The sequence below is a fragment of the Syntrophales bacterium genome (assembly GCA_030655775.1).
GTDB lineage: Bacteria > Desulfobacterota > Syntrophia > Syntrophales > JADFWA01 > JAUSPI01.
This window is the reverse complement of record JAUSPI010000267.1, coordinates 1-19977: the sequence shown is the minus strand read 5'-3', so window position 1 is coordinate 19977 and position 19977 is coordinate 1. Positions and strand designations below refer to the sequence as shown.

The window sequence follows — 19977 nt, the reverse complement described above, 5'->3', positions numbered from 1 at the left end:
ATTTCCTTACCGGGAAGCCCCGCCCTGTGGGCGGGGAGACTCACAACGTGTTGGCTGGACGATTCAAGCAGCAGTTTTTTTAAGCACTTCGGTTTGATAATGGGTCGTCAGGATATCTATTATTTCCTGTATGTTTCCGTTAAGGACATATTCAAGATTATAGAGTGTAAGGTCTACCCTGTGATCGGTGATTCTCCCCTGAGGAAAATTGTAGGTTCTTATCCGTTCACTTCTATCTCCGCTTCCTACCTGACTTTTCCTTGCTTCAGAAATCTCTGCATTCTGTTCTTCTATCAAGCTGTCCAGAAGCCTTGCCCTGAGTACCTTCATCGCTTTTGCTCTGTTTTTATGCTGGGACTTTTCATCTTGGCATGTTACCACCAAACCGGTAGGCATATGGGTAATTCTAACAGCAGAATCCGTGGTATTGACGCTCTGTCCCCCGTGTCCACTCGAATGATATACGTCTATTCTCAGATCTTTGGGGTCTATTTTAACCTCCACCTCTTCTGCTTCAGGAAGAACCGCGACCGTGACGGCAGACGTATGTATCCGTCCCTGAGCCTCTGTAACAGGCACTCTCTGTACACGGTGTACGCCACTTTCGTACTTTAGCTTGCTGTAAGCCCCTTTCCCCTCGATGAGCATTACTATTTCTTTAAAACCACCCATGCCACCTGCGGGACTGCTGTTCATCACATCCACCTTCCACCTGCACATTTCTGCATACCTTGCATACATCCGAAAAAGGTCTCCAGCGAAAAGCCCCGCCTCATCTCCCCCTGTTCCTGACCGTATTTCCAGGAATACATTCCTGTCATCGTTGGGAGCTCTGGGAAGCAATAGAGTCTTCAGCTTAGTTTCAAGGGTGTAAAGCTTTTCTTTAAGTTGAGGAGTTTCTTCTTTTATGATTTCTTTTAACTCTTCATCATTTTCCAAGAGAAGAGCTGCATTTTCTTTTAATTGTGAACTGGTTTTCTCATACTCTCTAAATGTTTCCACAAGATCGCGAAGACCAGAATGCTCCTTGGCGTATTTCTGATATTCTCCAAGGTTACTAAGGATATCAGGATCACTCAACTTCTCTTCCAGGTTTTCATACCTTATTTCAATATTTTTAAGTTTCTTAAACATGTAACTACTCAAGTTCCAAAGACACAGAGGCACAAAGTTTATTTGGTTTGTGTTATTATCGTAACAAAATGCATAAGTGAAAGGTGGGGTGCAAAGAATCAGGCAGTTTTTTCAGCTGTGCGCCCGTATTTTTTATTAAACCTTTCCACCCTACCTGCAGTATCAATGATTTTCTGTTTGCCGGTCATGAAGGGATGACACATGGAACATATTTCCACCTTAACATCCTTCTTGGTAGACTTGGTTTGAATAACATTTCCACACAAACATGTTATCGTAGCCTCTGCATATTCTGGATGAATACCTTTCTTCATAATAATCTCCCGTCGATATATCTTTTTAAGTTTGTAAGCGTTTTAATTTTTACTGGTTCATTGCATCAAGAAATTCCTGATTGTTTTCAGTTTTTCTGATTTTTCCGATAATAAACTCCATAGCCTCTACAGGGTTCATTTCCTGGAGAAACCTTCTCAGTATCCATATTCTGTTGAGGTTCTCCGTTGGTATTAACATCTCCTCTTTTCTCGTACCGGAACGGATCAGATCAAATGCGGGAAAAACTCTTCTGTCAGCAATCTTGCGATCCAGGTGAAGCTCCATGTTTCCGGTTCCCTTAAACTCTTCAAAAATAACTTCATCCATTCTGCTTCCCGTATCAATGAGGGCCGTTGAAATGATAGTCAGACTGCCGCCGTTTTCTATATTCCTGGCGGCACCAAAAAACCTCTTCGGTTTGTGCAGGGCGTTGGAATCAACACCGCCAGATAAAACCTTCCCGCTGGGGGGGACAACGGTATTGTAAGCCCTGGCAAGTCGGGTGATACTATCGAGAAGAATGACGACATCTCTTTTATGCTCAACCAGACGCTTCGCCTTCTCAATAACCATCTCCGCAACCTGAACATGCCGCGTAGCCGGTTCATCAAAGGTCGAAGAGATAACCTCCCCATCCACATTCCGCTCCATATCCGTAACTTCCTCCGGACGTTCGTCAATAAGGAGTACCATCAAGACCACTTCTTTATGATTGGTCGTTATGCTTTTGGCTATATCTTGCAGCAAAACTGTCTTACCCGCCCTGGGAGGCGATACTATCAATCCCCTCTGTCCTTTTCCTATAGGTGTAAAAAGATCCATTATCCTTGTTGATAAATTTTCAGGATTGCATTCCAGGTTTAATTTTTCTTCGGGGTAAAGCGGGGTGAGATTGTCAAAGAGAATCTTGTCTCTGATTTCTTCGGGGTTGCCGAAGTTTACAGAATTTACCTTGAGGAGGGCAAAATATTTTTCACCGTTTTTGGGAGGCCTGACCTCTCCTGACACAGTATCTCCGGTTCTTAGGTTAAATCTCCTTATCTGCGAGGGGGAAATATATATATCGTCCGGGCTTGGAAGATAATTATAATCAACCGCTCGGAGAAAACCGAAACCATCCGGCAGGGTCTCCAGAACACCTTCTCCTAAAATTGTCCCGTTTTTCTCAGCCTGGGCCTGTAGAATGGCAAAAATTAAATCCTGCCTCCTCATCCCGCTGACACCGACGACATTCAGCCCTTTTGCCAGACCGGTAAGTTCACTAATCGGTTGTTTTTTAATTTCTGCTACATTCATAAACACCGTTCTCCTGAAATTTTTTCATGTAATATCTTAATAGTACAACTTAAAAGCTCAAGACAAACTTTATTGGAGCACAAAACTTGCTGTTTTTGAAAGAAGTCATATTTTACACGTTTACCGGTGAGGAAAAGTTACTATATGTTTAATATGAGATTTCATTAATCGCAATTTTCTTCCATTAAAGGGAAAGAAAGAGACGTAAGCGTTTCGTGAACTTGTCAAACGTGGATTTAGGTAATAGGCAGCTAACTTGAGCTTATGAACAACTTAAAAAAGGAAGGACTTTCCATATGTCTTTCCAAAATTTCTGACACTACTATACCACACTTTTCCACATGTCAAGAGGTTTTTTTGTACTCGAAATGACCGTTAAAATATTAGACGAAATCTCACATAGACGCAACAATCGAGACAGTCTATCTTAAAAAAATGAAGCTTAACTGGCGTCCGGTATTTCCCCTGTCCCGCCTGTGTGAAAAGAAAGCATCATAACGACAGGATGTACAAACATTTACGAGAGATATGTTTTCCGAAGGAACTCCAGCGTTTCGAATCTGGAGCCTGTTTGCCAGCGGAAGATCGAACATCCACTTTCCCTTTTCGTTACATTTGCCGAAAAAAGATTCCCTGTTCCCATCTTCCTTCATTGCTTCAAAAACTATATCATCAACCTGATAACAACAGCGTCCTATCGCCGGGCCGATAACGGCAATAATGTCAGTTGTGCTGGAGGAAAATCTTCTTACAAAAGTGTCAACTGCCTTTGCCGCGATGTTCAGGGAAGTCCCCTTCCATCCGGCATGGACAACGCCGATTACCCGCTTTGTTATATCCACCAGCAATACAGGGACACAATCTGCGGTCAGTATTCCTATTGCCAGATGTGGCCTGTTCGAAATAATGGCATCGAAATCGGGAGCTCGTTTAGCGTTCAGAACTGGGCCTGGGTCATCATCGAGAACACATATCCCGTCTTTATGGACCTGTTTTGCCATAAAAAGCTGTTCTACGGATAGACCAAAGGAGGAAGCGAGTATCTCCCAGTTTCGGGAGACCATCTCCTCATTATCTCCCTCCCGCAAACTCAAGTTGAGATTTGCAAACATCCCCTCACTCACTCCGCCATACCGTGTACAAAAGGCGTGTGTAATGAAATCGAACTCTTTCAGCAATGGCGATTCTAAATATCTTATTTTGCCCTTTTGAGAAAAGTTGAACATGGGTAACTAATCCAGTGCCAAAGGCACAAAGTAGGGACCGATGCCCTCATCGGCCTTATATGGAACTGTCCCTGCTTACTCATACTTCCGGGAAACATATTCACTCAAATACTTACAGAGGCTGTCCATATCGTCCGGCAGGGGGGATGAAAATTCCATGTAATCCCCAGTTATAGGATGCAAAAACCCAATCATGCCTGAGTGCAGGGCCTGCCTCTTAATGGCCTTCACCCTTGTCCGGAGCAGATTATCGTTTATGGAATTGACTCTCTTCGAACTGCCATAAACGGTATCGCCAATTACCGGATAACCCAGAGCGTTTAAGTGAACCCTTATCTGGTGGGTTCTGCCCGTCTCAATTGCGACATCGAGAAGGGTAATAACTCCATACCGTTCAAGCACTTTCCAGCGCGTAATCGCCTCCTTGCCCCTCCTGCTTTTTGTTGACATCTTTTTCCGGTCTGAAGGATGTCTTCCCACCGGTAAATCAATAACGTCTTCTTCTCCTGTTACATCCCCATAAACAAGAGCTTTATATACCTTTTTCACGAGGTGTTTTTCGAATTGCTCTGCCAGCCCTCTGTGAGCCGCGTCCGATTTGGCCACCACCATCAGGCCTGACGTGCCTTTATCCAGACGGTGAACTATCCCGGGCCTAAGGACACCTCCTATACCTGAAAGATCCTTGCAGTGAAAGAGAAGGGCATTGACAAGAGTGCCCTGATAATTGCCCGCGGCCGGATGAACGACCATGCCGGCTGGTTTATCCACTACCAGAAGGGACTCATCTTCATAAACAATATTGAGAGGAATATTTTCTGGAAGTACGTTGTCGTATGTTTTGGCCTCCTGCTTTAAAAGAACGACTGTATCCCCTTCCTTCAGTCTGTGACCTGCCTTGACCCTGGAATCGTTAACACGGATCAGCCCCTCATCCGCCACTCTTTTTATCTGAGAACGGGACAGCGAAACATCCTGCTGGGAGATGAAAACATCGACCCTCGTTCCATTTTCACTGTCAGCGACTATGAATTGAATTTTTTCCTGCTCTTTAGACATCATTAATTCGCAATCGGCAGGTAAATGCTTTGCAATCCTGTCTCAATAAATTTAAATTCTTCTTCATCAATGGTCCTCAAGTCCAGAAGAACCTCATCGTCAGATATTCTGACAACAACAGGAACATCACAATGTCTCAGGTGCTCATCCATACTGTTTGCTGAAATACGGGACGATTTGACACTCAAAAGCATCGTAGGAATCTCCTGCGTGGGAAGAGCGCCGCCGCCGGTCATGGACGCCCCCTTCTTCAGAGTAAGAACCACCCCCTCGCTATCCAGCTCCTGCAAGAGTGTCAGAAGCTTTTCTGCCCTCTTCTCGACATCGGCCAGGGGTTCTGTTATCGAGCGGAGTATCCTGATATTGGAGAGAGCGCCTTCACCGTTCAGATATTGTTTCATCGTAGCTTCCAGGGCAGCAAGGGTCAATTTATCTATCCTCAGGGCACGATTGAGCGGGTTCCCCTTTATTTTTCCCAAAATATTTTTGCTCCCCAGTATAATTCCTGCCTGCGGGCCACCCAAAAGCTTATCGCCGCTGAAGGTCACCACATCTACCCCCGTTTTCAAAACTTCCTGGATGGTAGGTTCTTTTTCAAAACCGTACCTGTCCAGTTCCACGAAACAGCCACTCCCCAGGTCATTCATCACGGGGATCTCTTTACGTTTTCCAATGTCTACCAGTGCGGGAAGCCCTATCTCCTCGGTGAAACCGACGATTTTGAAGTTACTTGTGTGAACCTTTAAGATGAGACCGGTATTTTTATTGACCGCATTATTATAATCTGAAAGATGGGTCCTGTTCGTGGTGCCCACCTCTTTCAATATGGCCCCGCTTTTTTCCATAACCTCGGGAATACGGAACTCCCCGCCGATTTCAATAAGCTCCCCTCTTGATACGATTGCCTCTTTCCCCTCGGACAGGGTATTCAGAACAAGCAATACGGCAGCAGCGTTGTTGTTGACAACCAGTGCATCTTCTGCTCCCGAGAGTTCACAGAGAATCTTTTGAACATGGTCATATCGGAGTCCTCGTTTTCCTTTCTCAAGATCAAACTCCAGATTTGAATACCCGCAACTCACCTCTGAAATCCTCTCAAGAGCTTCTTTGCAGAGAGGTGCTCTTCCCAGGTTGGTGTGTAAGATGATTCCAGTGGCATTTACCACTCGACGGAAACTGTACCTCCTGATATTTTCTATTTTTTCAGCCACTGTGGCCGCCACTTCATCAAGTGAAGGAACCAGGATATCGGTATCATCCTCTTTCGCTGATAATATCAACCCCCTTACATCTCCTACGACGGAACGGCACGTCGATAACACAACATCTCGTGGAGCCCTTTCAAGTGTTCCCCGCTTTTCTAAAACGAGCATAATCTCATCTATCTTGGGAAGTTTTTTCAATGATTCCTTATGCATAGCACTCTACCTTCAGTTCTGTGGTTTTAATCCACAGATTTCGCAGATTACACGGATTACTCTAATCATTTGAAGGACAATGCGAAATCTGTAGGGTTTAATTCCCCGCAGCTTGCTGCGACAGGAAAGATAAAACACTCATTTTGATACCCCTCTGTTTGCCGCGGGGTAGTTCATTCCTTGTTTATTGTCGTCTCGGCAAGGCAAAAATCCCGAAAGTTGTTCACCGCAGTGAAAAACTCCCGCATCATGATAACCCAGTAATACCTGCCCCTGTTTGTCAGATAAAATCTGCCTCTCCTATAACGGAGGCCGCCAATTAAAAACGATGCGAAAATATCATACCAGATATACTGATAAAAATCTGCACCATACTTTTTCCGTAAAGGAGCGGTATCAAGTTCCATACCAAAGAGTTTCATCAAAAAATCATAGCGCACCTGTTCCTTCTTTGTGAAGCGACGGGAAGCCATAAGGGGAATCTCTCCCCGGTTTACCTGATCAATATATTTCCCGATATTAAAAGTATTCGCATAACACGTGCCGTTCAAATACCCGATAGAACCGCTCCCGAGACCCGCATACTCATCATAGTTCACAATATATTCGTCGATCATTGAATCTTTCCTGGAGAAACACCAGGCCGATGACAGACGATAGTGCCTGGTCAGCCGCTCCACGATCTGATGGTAAAATCGCTTTTCCTTATGGTAGTTTACTCGACCGAGATTTGTTGTGATAGTCTTTCGTGTGGAATCGGAAACCATCAACGGATAGTACGTGACTTGATCAATTTCCATTTCGACAAGGATATCGAGGTCTCTGTTCAGCATTTCAGGTGTCTGGGAAGAAAAATTGAAGATCATGTCCGCATTCAGTGTATCAAAGTGCCCTAGTGTAGCGTACAATTGTTCAGCAATCGCCTCGCCGCTTCCATATTTGCCGTATCGATCCATTGCCTTCAAGAGACCGTCGTCAAAACTCTGTACGCCCACGGATAGGCGGTTTACACCAGCCCGCTTCAAAGATTTAATATTTATTTCCGTCAGGTGATTTGGATTGGTCTCTACAGAAATTTCTCGAATTTTAAAACAATCCCTGATCAGTTTAAGCGTCTCCTCCAGCTCATCCATCAGGATGGTAGGCGTCCCTCCGCCTACGTACAGCCCGTCAAAATCATAACCGTTTTCTTTGTAGAGCAGCACTTCTCTTCTGAGGGCATCAAAATAATTACGGCAGAGAGTTTTCTCAAAGACGACACGGTTAAAGGAACAGTAGGGGCAAAGCTTCTCGCAAAATGGAATGTGAGCATAAAGAAGGCGAATCTGTTTTGAGTCACACGGAGGAATAGCAGGTTTTTCTTCTTTGCTAAAGTTTAATGTCCTTGCGAATTCCCGCCGGGCCTTCTTAGTTATCAATTCACCTATCAAATCTATCATCTTCCTTGAATCTACATAACGATTTTTCTATTAAAACCTGCAAGACACTAACAGACATGAATAAAATTATCAAGAATCTATAGATTCGATATCTATATAAGAGGTTGCGATTTTCTTGAAACAGAAACGCAATGGTGGTAAAAATAAATATCAAATGATATAGACCTTTGAAAAATTGAAAAATATGGTTTTGAGGGCGAAAAAATGTTCTGCTTGCCTGTGCGTGTCCGTGTCCGTACGCAGACAGGAGCATTGAAAAACCATTTTTTCAAAGCTTTCAGATAGTAGCGTTTAATTTTATGAGGAAAGAAATTTATGCAAAATACTAAAATCTGGACATTATGGAAAGACGAAAAGATCAATGATGAAGAAGCAAGGCTTTTAACAAACCCGTCAGATGAAATTCCCATTCCGTTTGATGATGAAGGCAAAAAAGATATAGAAACGCTTGTCAATGCCTTTCTCGAAAGGGACGATGCCTTCGGTCTTGCTGCTCCGCAGATCGGGATAAGTAAAAGAATTGTTGCCTTCAGGACGAGGGGACTTGATGAGAAGACCCCGATCAGAAGCGAAGATGACTATGATGTTCTAATTAACCCCCGTATTACCCAGAGCCGGGGAGAAATGGCGAAAGGAACCGAGGGGTGTCTTTCATGTCCTGAAGTACAGGTTGAGGTAAGCAGATTTACCGAAATAAAGGTCAGGGCCTATGATATTCACGGGAAGAAGATAAGCAAGCGGTACACCGGTTTTCTTGCTCGTATCGTGCAGCACGAACTCGATCATCTTGACGGGAAACTTGTAGTTGACCAGGATGGAACACTGTACTATCCCAAGAAAAAACAGGAATTCTTCGAAAAAATATTTTTTGACAGATAAAAAATCGTGATGTGAAGCTCCCCGCCTATAGGGCGAGGCTTGCGGGTGCGCTCCCGGTCGGGGCAGAGGTTCAACATACCAACAATCCAAACGGTAACGTCTTACCGGTAAAAATATGGTGCCGGAAGATCTTTCACAGTAGTAAGCCCCGGTGCTGCTTCAATAACTGCGGGGATGGAATTTACTAAGATAGCCGCAGTGGCCTGATCTCCCGCAATGCCGCCGGCGATTCTCAAATTAAGATTGGGAATCCCTACAATAGAAATGGAATCGTGCGGATCGTCTGCCCCTATATACATTTTCAGATCGAGCGTAATTACCTTTTCGCCGTCGTTTATTCCCTCGACGATATGTTTTACCCCGGTGATGTCACCAGTTTTCAAATCAAAATAATCGGTTTTTACAGGACTGTCGGCCATAACAGGGTCTACAGTTTCCTTAACTTCATCGATAGAGAGACGCAGCCGATCGGCGATAAAGTAGAAAGATTCCAGAAGTCCGACATGCCCAAGTGATTTTTCATCTATTTTTGCCCGAAAGACTTCAAGAGTCATTCCGGCCCCGATCTTCTTCTGTAGCGGATGCCTGCGCGTGGCGGCATCAACAACCCTTTCGACATGAATTTTTTTCACATCCTGACAAACTGCTGTCATAAAAAGGGGAAGGGAATCCATGACAAATCCAGGATTCACACCGGTACCGAGGACAGTCACGCCATTTTCAATCGCTTTCAGGTTAAGTTCATTGGCCAGTTCAGCGTTTTCAGATAATGGAAATAACAACTCTTCAGCAGAAGAGACTACATTAATTCCAGTATCCACGATTTGAATCAGTTGTGAGAATATGTTTTTTATGCGTGATCCTGTTGTGTGGATGACAACGTCCGCCTTAACCCCGGATAGCAGTTGCCTTCCGTTGTCAGTCACAACTATTCCTAATTCCCGTTCCAGATCCAGGATATTTCCCAGATCCTTGCCCGCCATATCCTTTGATATATCGACTGCCCCCACTATCTCCATATGTGGTTTTTTCAATACCAACCTTGCTGTTTCAGCACCTATGGGCCCCAGCCCGTAGTGAATTACCCGAATATTTCTTGAGTTCATTTGATCAAACCTCCTTTCACTATGATACATTATATTTATCAACTTTCAACGTCACTTTTTTTCCTTGTTAGAAGCACGTAATCTGAGCTAAACAGTTGACAAGTACGTCAAATACATAGATAATCATTCCGATGACTGAGAAGGGGGAAAAGATGCCTGTTATCAACAGGGAGTGGTGCAAGGGATGCAGAATCTGTGTGGAGTTCTGTCCGGAACATGCATTGGCCATGGATGACATGGAAAAGGCTACGCTTGCCTATCCGGAAAAGTGCACCGGCTGTAAGATGTGTGAGCTTCGCTGTCCTGATCTTGCAATAGAACTAAAATAAGGTGTTTGACAGATGAAAAAAAATATCCTTTTTGTTCAGGGCAACGAAGCCTGTGTTGAGGGAGCCCTTTATGCAGGTCTTGACTTTTTTGCAGGGTATCCAATTACTCCTTCGACGGAGATCGCAGAATTACTCTCTTATCGGCTTCCACAGAATGGGGGGAAGTTTATCCAGATGGAAGATGAGATTTCCTCCATGTGCGCTATAATCGGGGCCTCTCTTACCGGGAAAAAGGTCATGACGGCGACCAGTGGGCCGGGTTTTTCCCTGAAACAGGAAGCAATCGGTTTTGCTGTGATGACCGAAACCCCCTGTGTCGTAGTAAATGTTCAGAGGGGAGGCCCTTCCACAGGTCTTCCCACCAGTGGGAGCCAGGGAGATGTCATGCAGGCGCGGTGGGGAACACACGGAGAACATGCCATCATTACCCTGACAGCGTCGAATAATCAAGATGTGTTTGCCATGACCGTCGAGGCTTTCAACCTCTCTGAGACCTTCAGAACCCCGGTTATTTTACTTTTTGATGAAGTTGTTGCCCATACCAGGGAAAGGTTAATAATGCCGGAGCAAGGAGAGATCAATGTGGTGGAAAGACTGAAGACATCCGTAAAAGGAGGAACTGACTATCACCCTTATCTTCCGAGGGAAGACGGTCGGCTTCCAATGTCTGATTTTGGTGGTATCCATCGGTTTAATGTTACCGGGTTGATGCATGACATGTGGGGGTTCCCGTCCACCAATCCGAAGATCGTATATGGATTAATGCACCATCTGGTAGACAAGATACAGGGTCATACGGAAGAAATCACCAGGATAAAGGAATTCTTTGTTGACGATGCAGACTATCTCCTGATCTCTTATGGGTCATCTGCCAGGACAGCCCTTCATGTCGTGAGAAACAGGAGGGCAAGAGGTGAAAAGCTTGGACTGCTGGAACTACAGACCCTCTGGCCATTTCCTGTCGATGCCGTCAAGAGAAGGTGTGCCACTGCTGATTACGTTATTGTGGTCGAGATGAATATGGGTCAGATCCTTCATGAGGTGAAAAAGGCTTCGGATAATCCTGACAAAGTATTTCTTGCTAACCAGATCAACGGAAGCTTCATTACCCCGACGGATGTTCTGAACATCCTGAGAATCATCCAGGGGAAGGGATCCTGATCGATGGCAGTGAAAGATTACATAAGGGAAAGGTTCTTTCCTCATATCTGGTGTCCAGGCTGCGGTCACGGTACTATAATGAACTGCATGATCCGGGCAATAGAAAGTACAGGGATAAAGAAAAATGACATTGTGCTCGTTTCGGGAATCGGATGTTCCTCCCGGATCTGCGGATATCTCGATTTTCATACCCTGCATACGCTGCACGGAAGAGCCCTTGCTTTTGCAACGGGTGTCAAGCTCAGCAGGCCGGAGCTTACATTAATCGTTCCCATGGGTGATGGCGATGCCCTCGCAATCGGCGGCAATCACCTTATTCATGCGGCAAGGCGTAATATTGACATCACCGCCATTATCATGAACAATAGTGTCTACGGCATGACAGGTGGCCAGTATTCGCCGACAACCGGGTATGGCAACTTTTCGGCTACCGCCCCTTATGGCAATATAGATCAATCATTTGATATCGTTAAGCTTGCCCTGGGTGCCGGTGCTTCGTTTGTAGCCAGGACAACGACCTACCATGTAACCTCGACAATAGAGATTCTGGAAAAAGCCATTGCGCATAAGGGGTTTTCAGTCGTAGAGATCATATCCCAATGCCCCGTCTATTTCGGCAGAAAGAACGAATTTGCCAGTGCAGTTAATATGCTTAAGTATTACAGAACACATACAACCCCGATAGGCAGCAAGATGAAAAAGAAATACCCGGAACTGATTGAAAGGGGGATATTTATTCAGGAAGAGCGGCCGGAGTATTGTTCTGAATATGATAAGATTATAGAAAAGGCGCATAAAGAAAGGTAAGTTATGGAAAGATGCAGGATTATTTTCGCTGGCTCAGGGGGACAGGGTATAATAACAGCAGCGATAATACTTGCTGAAGCAGCAGTTCTATATGAGGGTTTAAATGCGGTACAGTCCCAGTCGTATGGTCCGGAGGCCAGAGGAGGGAGCTGCCGTTCTGACGTCATCATCGCAGATTCAGACATTCTCTTTCCCAAGGTTATCCAGCCAAATGTCCTTGCGTGTCTGTCTCAGGAAGCATATAACAAATTCTCTGGTTTTATAAGGCCCGGTGGTCTTTTATTGACTGATAGTCATTATATCAAGCAGGAAAAAAAAGTTGATGCAAGACAGGTAGAACTTGATATGTATGAAGAAGTGATGGATAAGATAGGAACGCCAATTGTCCTTAATATTTGCATGATTGGCGCCTTGATTCATCTTACCCAGTTGATTAAGCCAGAATCGATCAGAAAAGTACTTGAGAGAAGAATCCCTGTTGATTTTTTTAGTGCAAGTAAAGAAGCCCTGGAGTTGGGTGTGAAGTTGGTGAAAAATCTTGACCGTTAAACCAGGGGTCTTATTTACTTGAACTCCATAACTCTGTAACATGCAAATCAACTGTGGCCACAGTGGTTGCAGCGAAATTTTTGAAAAGCCTCTGAAGCTTGATTGTCCTCCATATAATTTGGGAGCCATCAAAAAAGAGAAAAGTGAGGGAGAAGCTTCATGTTAAAAATTGAATGTCCTGAATGCCTGAGAAGTTTTGTCTGGTCGGACAATATGTCACTTAAAGGGAAATGTCCGACATTTGATTGTGAATGGAGATATGATGTCCAAGAGGAAGTTAAAAAAAGCTCCGCGAGAAAACTCCTTGAAACGGAAAAAACAGCCCTCTGTCCTAATTGTAAAAAACCGATAGAATCGAAAAGAACGGTATGTAAAAACTGCGGCCATTTTGTTCTGGGTTCTATAAGCTTCAGAAAGATATTTTTGGTATTTACAGTTATCATTATTCTCTCAATACTCTCTCTCATTTATAAAATCATGTAATTATAATGATTCCGTATTCGCCCTCAAAACCCTATTTTTCAGTTTTTCAAAGGTTTAGTAGTTGATGCATTCGTAAAAAGTGAAGCTCCCCGCCCACAGGGCGGGACTTCCCGGTAAGGAATATATTTTTTTATATTGCGCCCCCTTGCGGGATGCGCCTCCGGTCAGTTTTCTTCGCTCAGAACCATTTTGGGGACCATTGATAAATCGATTGACAAATCAATTCTGTAGGGTGGCATTTTATATGCCACCGTTTGCGGTCGGGTGTAAAACCCGATCCTACAATCTAAAACTCGTGCTAACGCACTCAAACAGTTAGATTTTCTTAACGCCAGTCACTACCAGCATCTATTTCCCAAAATGCTAGAATTCGCTCCGAAAAGACTTTTTGCGAACTTGTTAGTAGTTTAGTGGTGCAAGACGTTGCAGGACGGTTTTGTTTGAGGTTTTAGGGAATATTTTTGCAGGTTATTCCCCGTGAAAAAAAGATAAGGCATGTTATGCAAAGCAGTATGAGTGTGACGATTCCCCCTGAAAAAAAATAGACTACGTTGAGGCTCCATAACTCCCTTATCCAGCCGACTAAATAGACAGCTGTAGACCCCACTCCAAAGGTGAGGATAAATTTTATCCCGTAGCCGGTACTTCTCCATCTGTTCGGTGTAAATTTAGCAACCAGGCTGTTCTCGATTGGCTGCATACCAAGAGCAAAAAAGAGGTAAAATCCGGCAGAGACCACCAGGAATTGTTCACTTAAGATACCCATAAAGATAAGAAATGGCAGACTCAGTCCGTGAAAGATCAGATAAAGCCAGCGAAGATCGTATTTGTCGGCCAGTTTTCCGCCGGCAAGTTGTCCGAAGACGCCAACCGCATAAATGGATGAAGCCAGCAGTGTGGCCGCCATGGTCTTTGTCCCTTCAATATTGGTAATGTCCGCACTTTGGAAAAGTTTCCAGAGAAAACTTGCCTTGAATTCAAGATAAGCGGGCAGAACTACACTGTTTGCCCTGTAAGTTAATCCGGCAAGTGTCATAACCACGCATAAGATCAGGAAGTACTTAAGGTAATTATTGTTCGCTCCGGTGGTTGTCATGTTCTCGTTATCGTGCGTTATCGGTGTTTCATCAATTTTCTTAAAGTAGAGGATAATTCCCCAGAAAATGCTGAACAGTCCGATCAGTAAATACGTTATCTGCCATCCAACCAACCAATTTAATAAGCCTGCTGCAAAGGGAGCGGTAGCAAGCCCTATGTTACCCGCAACCCCGTTGATGCCGAGGGCCATACCCCTGTTTCGTGTACCAAGAGAAATCAGGCCCATTCCGGCCGGATGATAAATACTTGCAAAAAAACCTATAATAGCGAGGGATAACATGATCGATGTTCCAGAGTCTGAAAAGGCGGTCAGGATTGCTCCCGTACCTGTTCCAATGAAAAAAATTACCAGACTCCTGCGATTGCCGTAATGATCGGAAACAATCCCCCAGGGCAGTGCACCCAATCCCATCAACAGATACATGAAGAAGCTCAATTTCAGCACTTCCGGCAGGGTCATCTTTAATGAAATCATAAGAGGGATAGCCAAAGCCGGGAATACCAGTTCATAAAAATGAAAAAAGAAGTGGCCTACGCAGGTAAAATATATAATTTTTCTCTCGTTGTTCATGGGTTTAAAATTCTAAAAGATCATTCATGCTGTAAATGATAGATTTAACAATACTTCAATCGGCCAGCCCGTACTGAAAATTTGCCACTATATTAAGTTTTGACAGATTGAAGTTTTTAGGAAGGGGAGTGTAAGGGGCACATAATTTGACAACATTGAGTGCCTCCGTGTCAAGAGATTTGAATCCGGAAGATGCGATTATGCAAATGTCTATGAGGGATCCATCTTCTACAATGGAGAATTTAACAACGGTGGTTCCCTCTTCCTTCCGGATATAAGCCTGTTTGGGATATAGCCAGTTCTTCTTTATATTTTCTTTCAATTTCGTAAGGTAAGAATAGTACTTTGTATCCCTCCCGAGATTGACTGTATCTTCTTTTTCATGCCGTATAGAGTTGATAGTTCCCTTAAACTTATCCTTAGTGTCTGCATGTCCAGTGGGCGAATTACTCTCTCTTTCTTTATTCGTTATACTTTCGTCGTCTTTCAATTGTTCTTTTAAGTCGACTGTAAAAAAGCTTATCTGATGATTTCTCCGCCCATCAATTATTCCTACCGCTGTTAGAATGGCGATATGTATGGCCAGAGAAAACGACACGAATGTAAGCACTAATTTTTTTGAAAGCATAGTCAGAGCTCTTATTTTATGGTACCTGTCTATATAGTGTAATTAGGGGGTGAAAATCAAGCAGATATACTGTTTGAAAATATCATTTAACTTGACAAAGAGGGAGAACTGATATTTTATTCTTCTAAATGAAAAACAACGATGAAGGGTTCATCAGGCTTGCGCTCGAAGAGGCAAGGGCAGCGTATGCAGCCGGAGAGGTTCCTGTCGGTGCTGTAATCACCCGGGGAGATGATATACTCGCTAAGGCGCACAACAGCTCCATCGTGATGAATGATCCCTCTGCTCATGCGGAGATTGTGGCTATCCGCAAAGCCGGGGGTAAGATCGGAAATTATCGCCTTGCCGGGACAACACTTTACGTAACTCTTGAGCCATGTGTTATGTGTGCCGGAGCTATAATACAGGCAAGGATTTCGAGGGTTGTATTTGGCACAGATGATCCCCAAAATGGGGGGGTGATTTCTCTTTATGGCATCCTTGACGATAAAAGACTCAATCATTCCGTAAAGATAACAGGTGGCATTCTGAAGGATGAGTGTGCCGAGATTTTGAGTAGATTTTTTCGTGAAAAGAGGGTAAAACCGCTCACTTTGTAACGTTTGACCGGGAGTGCACCCGCAAGCCCCGCTCTGTAGGCGGGGAGAGTCACCTTTCATTTTGATCTTTAATAAGTGGAGAGGTACCGAAGTGGTCATAACGGGGTCGACTCGAAATCGATTGGAGGGCCAAAAGCTCTCACGTGGGTTCGAATCCCACCCTCTCCGCCATTAAGAGTTGAGAGTGTGAAGTGAGCTAAAGTTGCTTAAGTGCCTAAAGTTAAAGATTTTGATCAGTTAACTTTGACAAGTTCGTAAAAAGTCGTAAACTGCACCATTTGTCATCCTGAACTTGGTTCAGGATCTCACTTGTTTCAGCATCTAATTATTTCAGTAAGTTCGAGACCCTGAAATAAATTCAGGGTGACAAAAACTGACTTTTTACGAGTGCATCAACTTTAGTTCACTTTAGGCACTTCAAACTTTAGGCACTTTTTTGAACCTTTTTAGTTGCGGCTTTGCCGCCTTATGGAGAGATGTCCGAGCTGGCTTAAGGAGCACGACTGGAAATCGTGTGTATGCCCACAAAGGTGTACCGGGGGTTCGAATCCCCCTCTCTCCGCCAGATATTGGCTCATTCAGGGGAAAGCTTTGAAAAGCCATATTTTTCAGTTTTTCAAGGTCTACAGGGATCAGGGGTCAGCTTGTAGCACAGGGCTTTAGCCCTGTCAAATACAGCGAGAGCTTTGCATAATACCAATATTGTCATTGCGAGCAAAGCGAAGCAATCTCGCAACATATTGATAATTCGTAAGATTGCCGCGTCGCTAAAGCTCCTCGCAATGACCAGAATTGCAGTTTTGCAAAGCTCTCACAGCAACCCTGTGTCTTATTTGCAATCTTGATTTGATAGCCGGGTTCCGTGCAACGGAGGGTTGTGAACCCCGTCAGGTCCGGAAGGAAGCAGCGGCAGCAATTACCAACGTGTGCCGCGGGTAACCTGGCTATCATTTATTATCGCTCAGCTTGCCTTATTAGGAATAGTTCATGGAATATCTTGTCATCGCCCGAAAATGGAGACCTCAGGTTTTTGAGGATGTTGTGGGGCAGGATCATGTGGTGAAAACTCTCCAGAACGCCATTAGTCGCAGCCGTGTCGCACATGCCTTTATTTTCAGTGGTCCCAGAGGTGTCGGGAAGACATCCGTAGCACGCATCCTGGCCAAGGCCCTGAATTGCGGGAAAGGTCCCATAGAAACTCCCTGTAATGAATGCACCAATTGCAGGGAGATAACCGATGGAACGTCTCTGGACGTTTACGAGATTGACGGGGCGTCAAACAGGGGAATAGATGAGATAAGGGAACTGCGAGAAAATGTAAAATTTTCTCCGGCATCTTCACGCTACAAGATTTATATAATCGATGAAGTACATATGTTGACAAAGGAGGCATTTAACGCGCTCCTTAAAACCCTTGAAGAACCTCCATCCCATGTGATTTTTATATTTGCCACAACCGAAACCCACAAAGTTCCTGCCACTATACTTTCAAGATGTCAGCGTTTCGACTTCAAAAGGATACCCCAAAAGCTTATCATTGATAAATTGCGCCATATTGCGAGCCTGGAAAACATAACTATAAGTGAAACCGGTCTTGACTGGATTGCCGAGGGCGGGGATGGTAGCATGCGGGATGCCCAGAGTATATTTGATCAGGTAATATCCTATGCCGGTACCGATATTAAGGACGGTGACATAAAAGAACTTCTGGGTTTAACCGACAGAGGTCTTCTCTTTGATCTTTCTGCGGCAGTTTTTGAGAGAAACGCAGGTGCATGTTTGAAGATGATTGATGAAGGGTATTACTCAGGCCTGGACATGAAATACTTTTACCAGGTACTCATGGGTCATTTCAGGAATTTACTTTTGACAAAGATATTAGGGGGTGATGTTTCCCTTGTCGGTCTGGGTGGAAGTGAGATTGATAAGTTGAAAGAACAGGTAGAGGGCGTTTCCAGGGAGACCCTTCAGCGCCTGTTGGATGTCCTTATTGGTGAAGAAGAAGATATCAGAAGGAGTATTAATCCGCGATTGAATATTGAACTTGTTCTTGCGAAGATGGCCTATCTTGAACCGATGGTACCGGTTGATGAGATATTGGGGAAGATGGAAAACCTTGAGAGAAAGCTGTCTTCGGGAGAAGAACTTTCCATAAAATCCTCTCAGAAACCTTTGAACGTTTTTGAGAAATTGTCTGAATCTGAAAAGGGTCGCGCGGGATACGAAATCAAAGAAGAAATGAATCTTGAGAATCTCTGGGAAGACTTTAAGAGCCTTGTAAAGAAGAAGGGCTTTCCTCTCTGGTCCAAAATTGAGCCGGGAAAATTTTTAGGGTATGAAAACGGGTGTTTACGTATAGGGTTTCCACGCGGATATGTTTTTCTCGATTATATAAATGAGAAAATTCAAAAGGATCGTCTGACTGAGATATCGAAGGATTTTTTCCGGGAGGATGTAGTTGTAAAAATCGAGTCGGTTGAACCAGATCCGGAAGACAGCAGCCACATGAGTGGAAATGGGTTTGCCCGAGCCCGGAATAACAGCGGCGACGATATAAAGAAGGAAGCTCTGAACCAGCCGCTGTTGCAAAAGGTTCTGGATGTATTTGAGGGTGCCGAGGTGAAAGAAGTTATTCCGAGAGGTAATCATTGATTACGGGCGGTACCGGGCGTGTTAATAGTTCATAGGATTCAACGTCGCAGCGTTAAAAATGGGGCAAGCATTAGTGTTGGAACAAGGCAACACTTTATATAATAATAATTAAGATTTCAGGAGGTAGGTATATTGGCACAGAATTTTGGAAATATAATGAAGCAGGCCCAGAAGATGCAGGCTAAGATTGCACGTCTTCAGGAAGAGATGGAATCCAGAACTGTTGAAGTGACAGCCGGAGGAGGAATGGTAACCGCCGTTGTTAACGGAAAGTATGAACTGGTGTCACTGAAAGTTGAAAAAGATATTGTTGATCCAGAAGATATAGAGATGCTTCAAGATTTGGTTGTAGCGGCCGTAAATGAGGGGATACGCAGGGCCCAGGAAATGGTTTCCGCAGAGATGTCAAAGATAACGGGTGGTCTTAATATCCCGGGTTTGATGTAGAGGAGCTTTTCACAATGAGAGGCTATGCTCCTCCAATAAGACGTCTGATTGGTGAACTCAGCAGGTTTCCCGGAATAGGGGAGAAGACTGCAACGAGATTGGCTACATTTATCCTTCGTGCCTCTGATGATGATGCGAGAAGGCTTGCTCAAAGCATTATTGAAGTCAAGGAGAAAATCCGGTTCTGTTCCGTCTGCTTCAATCTGTCAGAAGGAAACCTTTGTGAAATATGTAAAGATACCACAAGGGATAGAAAAATAATATGTGTGGTAGAGGAACCGAATTCACTGATGGCAATAGAAGAGAGCGGCAGCTTCAGTGGCACGTACCATGTCCTTCATGGAATTTTGTCGCCGCTTGACGGGATCGGACCTGACCAACTGAAACTGAGGGAACTTTTAGAGAGGGTATCGAACGATAAGGTTAAGGAGATTATTTTAGCAACCAATCCAAGCGTTCAGGGTGAATCGACAGCACTGCTCGTCACTAAACTTGTCAGGGATAAAGGAATAGAAGTGACCAGGATTGCCCTTGGTGTACCGGTAGGTGGAGACCTAAAATATATGGACAAGATGACACTGGCAAAGGCTATTGAATTCCGTCGAGGGATGTAAGGTTAGAGGGTAAACAGGGTATATCCCTAAAGGGGGCAAAGCCGCAACCCCAAAAGTGCCTAAAGTTTGAAGTGCCTAAAGTGAGCTAAAGTTAATGTACACGCCTTCGGCGCGGTCAAATTCGAAACAGGCTGCGCTGAAAGCGCATTTTTTAACTTTAGGCACTT

The 19977-nt window shown here is 44.3% G+C and carries 20 protein-coding genes, 2 tRNA genes and 1 other RNA gene; 13 read left to right on the top strand and 10 right to left on the bottom strand.

Annotated features, from left to right (window positions below):
- Window positions 1–63: 63 nt before the first annotated feature.
- From prfA to Q7J27_14905, 7 genes are all read right to left on the bottom strand, one after another.
- Window positions 64–1134 carry a peptide chain release factor 1 gene (gene prfA, locus Q7J27_14935; GenBank protein MDO9530434.1) on the bottom strand — a complete coding sequence of 357 codons (1071 nt, stop codon included), beginning with the start codon at window positions 1132–1134 and terminating at the stop codon, window positions 64–66.
- A gap of 98 nt (window positions 1135–1232) precedes the next feature.
- Entirely contained in the window at window positions 1233–1448 is a 216-nt protein-coding gene (rpmE, locus tag Q7J27_14930) for a 50S ribosomal protein L31 (GenBank protein ID MDO9530433.1), read from the bottom strand.
- A 49-nt stretch (window positions 1449–1497) separates the two neighbouring features.
- Window positions 1498–2745, bottom strand: coding sequence for a transcription termination factor Rho (gene rho, locus Q7J27_14925; GenBank protein ID MDO9530432.1), 1248 nt, complete (start codon window positions 2743–2745; stop codon window positions 1498–1500).
- Window positions 2746–3167: 422 nt separating this feature from the next.
- Complete coding sequence (gene pgeF, locus Q7J27_14920; protein ID MDO9530431.1) at window positions 3168–3971, bottom strand: peptidoglycan editing factor PgeF; 804 nt, start codon at window positions 3969–3971, stop codon at window positions 3168–3170.
- Between the two features lie 75 nt (window positions 3972–4046).
- On the bottom strand, window positions 4047–5033 hold the full coding sequence (locus Q7J27_14915; protein MDO9530430.1) for an RluA family pseudouridine synthase: 987 nt from the start codon (window positions 5031–5033) through the stop codon (window positions 4047–4049).
- Window positions 5033–6448, bottom strand: a complete 1416-nt coding sequence (gene selA, locus Q7J27_14910) for an L-seryl-tRNA(Sec) selenium transferase (protein MDO9530429.1) — start codon at window positions 6446–6448, stop codon at window positions 5033–5035. Before selA ends, Q7J27_14915 begins: the two co-directional genes overlap by 1 nt.
- Window positions 6449–6621: 173 nt before the next feature.
- Window positions 6622–7887, bottom strand: a complete 1266-nt coding sequence (locus tag Q7J27_14905) for a coproporphyrinogen III oxidase family protein (GenBank protein ID MDO9530428.1) — start codon at window positions 7885–7887, stop codon at window positions 6622–6624.
- A 315-nt stretch (window positions 7888–8202) separates the two neighbouring features.
- Here Q7J27_14905 and def point away from each other — a divergent pair, with 315 nt between their 5' ends.
- Complete coding sequence (gene def / locus Q7J27_14900; GenBank protein ID MDO9530427.1) at window positions 8203–8766, top strand: peptide deformylase; 564 nt, start codon at window positions 8203–8205, stop codon at window positions 8764–8766.
- A gap of 101 nt (window positions 8767–8867) precedes the next feature.
- On the opposite strand, the gene Q7J27_14895 is transcribed toward def, so the two are convergent.
- The gene (locus Q7J27_14895) at window positions 8868–9872 is read right to left on the bottom strand and encodes a hypothetical protein (GenBank protein ID MDO9530426.1); all 1005 of its coding nucleotides are present in this window, start codon (window positions 9870–9872) and stop codon (window positions 8868–8870) included.
- Between the two features lie 131 nt (window positions 9873–10003).
- On the opposite strand from Q7J27_14895, the gene Q7J27_14890 reads away from it, so the two are divergent.
- The 5 genes from Q7J27_14890 to Q7J27_14870 all read left to right on the top strand — a co-directional run bounded on the left by Q7J27_14890 (window position 10004) and on the right by Q7J27_14870 (window position 13201).
- Window positions 10004–10201, top strand: coding sequence for a 4Fe-4S binding protein (locus Q7J27_14890; GenBank protein ID MDO9530425.1), 198 nt, complete (start codon window positions 10004–10006; stop codon window positions 10199–10201).
- 12 nt (window positions 10202–10213) lie between these two features.
- On the top strand, window positions 10214–11362 hold the full coding sequence (locus tag Q7J27_14885; GenBank protein ID MDO9530424.1) for a 2-oxoacid:acceptor oxidoreductase subunit alpha: 1149 nt from the start codon (window positions 10214–10216) through the stop codon (window positions 11360–11362).
- A 3-nt stretch (window positions 11363–11365) separates the two neighbouring features.
- Window positions 11366–12169 (top strand): 2-oxoacid:ferredoxin oxidoreductase subunit beta, encoded by an 804-nt coding sequence (locus Q7J27_14880; protein ID MDO9530423.1) that lies wholly within the window; start codon window positions 11366–11368, stop codon window positions 12167–12169.
- Window positions 12170–12172: 3 nt separating this feature from the next.
- Window positions 12173–12718 carry a 2-oxoacid:acceptor oxidoreductase family protein gene (locus Q7J27_14875; GenBank protein ID MDO9530422.1) on the top strand — a complete coding sequence of 182 codons (546 nt, stop codon included), beginning with the start codon at window positions 12173–12175 and terminating at the stop codon, window positions 12716–12718.
- A gap of 159 nt (window positions 12719–12877) precedes the next feature.
- Window positions 12878–13201 (top strand): hypothetical protein, encoded by a 324-nt coding sequence (locus Q7J27_14870; GenBank protein MDO9530421.1) that lies wholly within the window; start codon window positions 12878–12880, stop codon window positions 13199–13201.
- Between the two features lie 448 nt (window positions 13202–13649).
- Here Q7J27_14870 and Q7J27_14865 read toward each other — a convergent pair whose 3' ends face one another.
- Both Q7J27_14865 and Q7J27_14860 read right to left on the bottom strand, forming a co-directional pair.
- Complete coding sequence (locus Q7J27_14865) at window positions 13650–14870, bottom strand: MFS transporter (GenBank protein ID MDO9530420.1); 1221 nt, start codon at window positions 14868–14870, stop codon at window positions 13650–13652.
- Between the two features lie 55 nt (window positions 14871–14925).
- Window positions 14926–15498: an energy transducer TonB gene (locus Q7J27_14860; protein ID MDO9530419.1), complete on the bottom strand. Its 573-nt coding sequence runs from the start codon at window positions 15496–15498 to the stop codon at window positions 14926–14928.
- A 128-nt stretch (window positions 15499–15626) separates the two neighbouring features.
- Here Q7J27_14860 and tadA point away from each other — a divergent pair, with 128 nt between their 5' ends.
- From tadA to recR, 7 genes are all read left to right on the top strand, one after another.
- On the top strand, window positions 15627–16097 hold the full coding sequence (gene tadA, locus Q7J27_14855; GenBank protein MDO9530418.1) for a tRNA adenosine(34) deaminase TadA: 471 nt from the start codon (window positions 15627–15629) through the stop codon (window positions 16095–16097).
- A 77-nt stretch (window positions 16098–16174) separates the two neighbouring features.
- Window positions 16175–16268: transfer RNA gene (locus tag Q7J27_14850), tRNA-Ser, on the top strand.
- Window positions 16269–16567: 299 nt separating this feature from the next.
- Window positions 16568–16662: transfer RNA gene (locus Q7J27_14845), tRNA-Ser, on the top strand.
- A 286-nt stretch (window positions 16663–16948) separates the two neighbouring features.
- Window positions 16949–17046: signal recognition particle sRNA small type (ffs, locus tag Q7J27_14840), an RNA gene on the top strand.
- Window positions 17047–17084: 38 nt separating this feature from the next.
- Window positions 17085–18749, top strand: coding sequence for a DNA polymerase III subunit gamma/tau (gene dnaX, locus Q7J27_14835; protein MDO9530417.1), 1665 nt, complete (start codon window positions 17085–17087; stop codon window positions 18747–18749).
- A gap of 132 nt (window positions 18750–18881) precedes the next feature.
- Window positions 18882–19196 carry a YbaB/EbfC family nucleoid-associated protein gene (locus Q7J27_14830; GenBank protein ID MDO9530416.1) on the top strand — a complete coding sequence of 105 codons (315 nt, stop codon included), beginning with the start codon at window positions 18882–18884 and terminating at the stop codon, window positions 19194–19196.
- A 14-nt stretch (window positions 19197–19210) separates the two neighbouring features.
- Window positions 19211–19810 carry a recombination mediator RecR gene (gene recR / locus Q7J27_14825; protein ID MDO9530415.1) on the top strand — a complete coding sequence of 200 codons (600 nt, stop codon included), beginning with the start codon at window positions 19211–19213 and terminating at the stop codon, window positions 19808–19810.
- Window positions 19811–19977 lie beyond the last annotated feature (167 nt).

What these genes read in the sequence shown, in the direction of transcription:
- def (MDO9530427.1), top strand. Translation starts at nt 8,203, where the DNA reads ATGCAAAATACTAAAATCTGGACATTATGGAAAGACGAAAAGATCAAT.
- Q7J27_14895 (MDO9530426.1), bottom strand. Translation starts at nt 9,872, where the DNA reads ATGAACTCAAGAAATATTCGGGTAATTCACTACGGGCTGGGGCCCATA.
- rho (MDO9530432.1), bottom strand. Translation starts at nt 2,745, where the DNA reads ATGAATGTAGCAGAAATTAAAAAACAACCGATTAGTGAACTTACCGGT.
- recR (MDO9530415.1), top strand. Translation starts at nt 19,211, where the DNA reads ATGAGAGGCTATGCTCCTCCAATAAGACGTCTGATTGGTGAACTCAGC.
- dnaX (MDO9530417.1), top strand. Translation starts at nt 17,085, where the DNA reads ATGGAATATCTTGTCATCGCCCGAAAATGGAGACCTCAGGTTTTTGAG.
- Q7J27_14890 (MDO9530425.1), top strand. Translation starts at nt 10,004, where the DNA reads ATGACTGAGAAGGGGGAAAAGATGCCTGTTATCAACAGGGAGTGGTGC.
- tadA (MDO9530418.1), top strand. Translation starts at nt 15,627, where the DNA reads ATGAAAAACAACGATGAAGGGTTCATCAGGCTTGCGCTCGAAGAGGCA.
- Q7J27_14860 (MDO9530419.1), bottom strand. Translation starts at nt 15,498, where the DNA reads ATGCTTTCAAAAAAATTAGTGCTTACATTCGTGTCGTTTTCTCTGGCC.
- Q7J27_14905 (MDO9530428.1), bottom strand. Translation starts at nt 7,887, where the DNA reads ATGATAGATTTGATAGGTGAATTGATAACTAAGAAGGCCCGGCGGGAA.
- pgeF (MDO9530431.1), bottom strand. Translation starts at nt 3,971, where the DNA reads ATGTTCAACTTTTCTCAAAAGGGCAAAATAAGATATTTAGAATCGCCA.
- prfA (MDO9530434.1), bottom strand. Translation starts at nt 1,134, where the DNA reads ATGTTTAAGAAACTTAAAAATATTGAAATAAGGTATGAAAACCTGGAA.
- Q7J27_14875 (MDO9530422.1), top strand. Translation starts at nt 12,173, where the DNA reads ATGGAAAGATGCAGGATTATTTTCGCTGGCTCAGGGGGACAGGGTATA.
- Q7J27_14885 (MDO9530424.1), top strand. Translation starts at nt 10,214, where the DNA reads ATGAAAAAAAATATCCTTTTTGTTCAGGGCAACGAAGCCTGTGTTGAG.
- Q7J27_14865 (MDO9530420.1), bottom strand. Translation starts at nt 14,870, where the DNA reads ATGAACAACGAGAGAAAAATTATATATTTTACCTGCGTAGGCCACTTC.
- selA (MDO9530429.1), bottom strand. Translation starts at nt 6,448, where the DNA reads ATGCATAAGGAATCATTGAAAAAACTTCCCAAGATAGATGAGATTATG.
- rpmE (MDO9530433.1), bottom strand. Translation starts at nt 1,448, where the DNA reads ATGAAGAAAGGTATTCATCCAGAATATGCAGAGGCTACGATAACATGT.
- Q7J27_14870 (MDO9530421.1), top strand. Translation starts at nt 12,878, where the DNA reads ATGTTAAAAATTGAATGTCCTGAATGCCTGAGAAGTTTTGTCTGGTCG.
- Q7J27_14880 (MDO9530423.1), top strand. Translation starts at nt 11,366, where the DNA reads ATGGCAGTGAAAGATTACATAAGGGAAAGGTTCTTTCCTCATATCTGG.
- Q7J27_14915 (MDO9530430.1), bottom strand. Translation starts at nt 5,033, where the DNA reads ATGATGTCTAAAGAGCAGGAAAAAATTCAATTCATAGTCGCTGACAGT.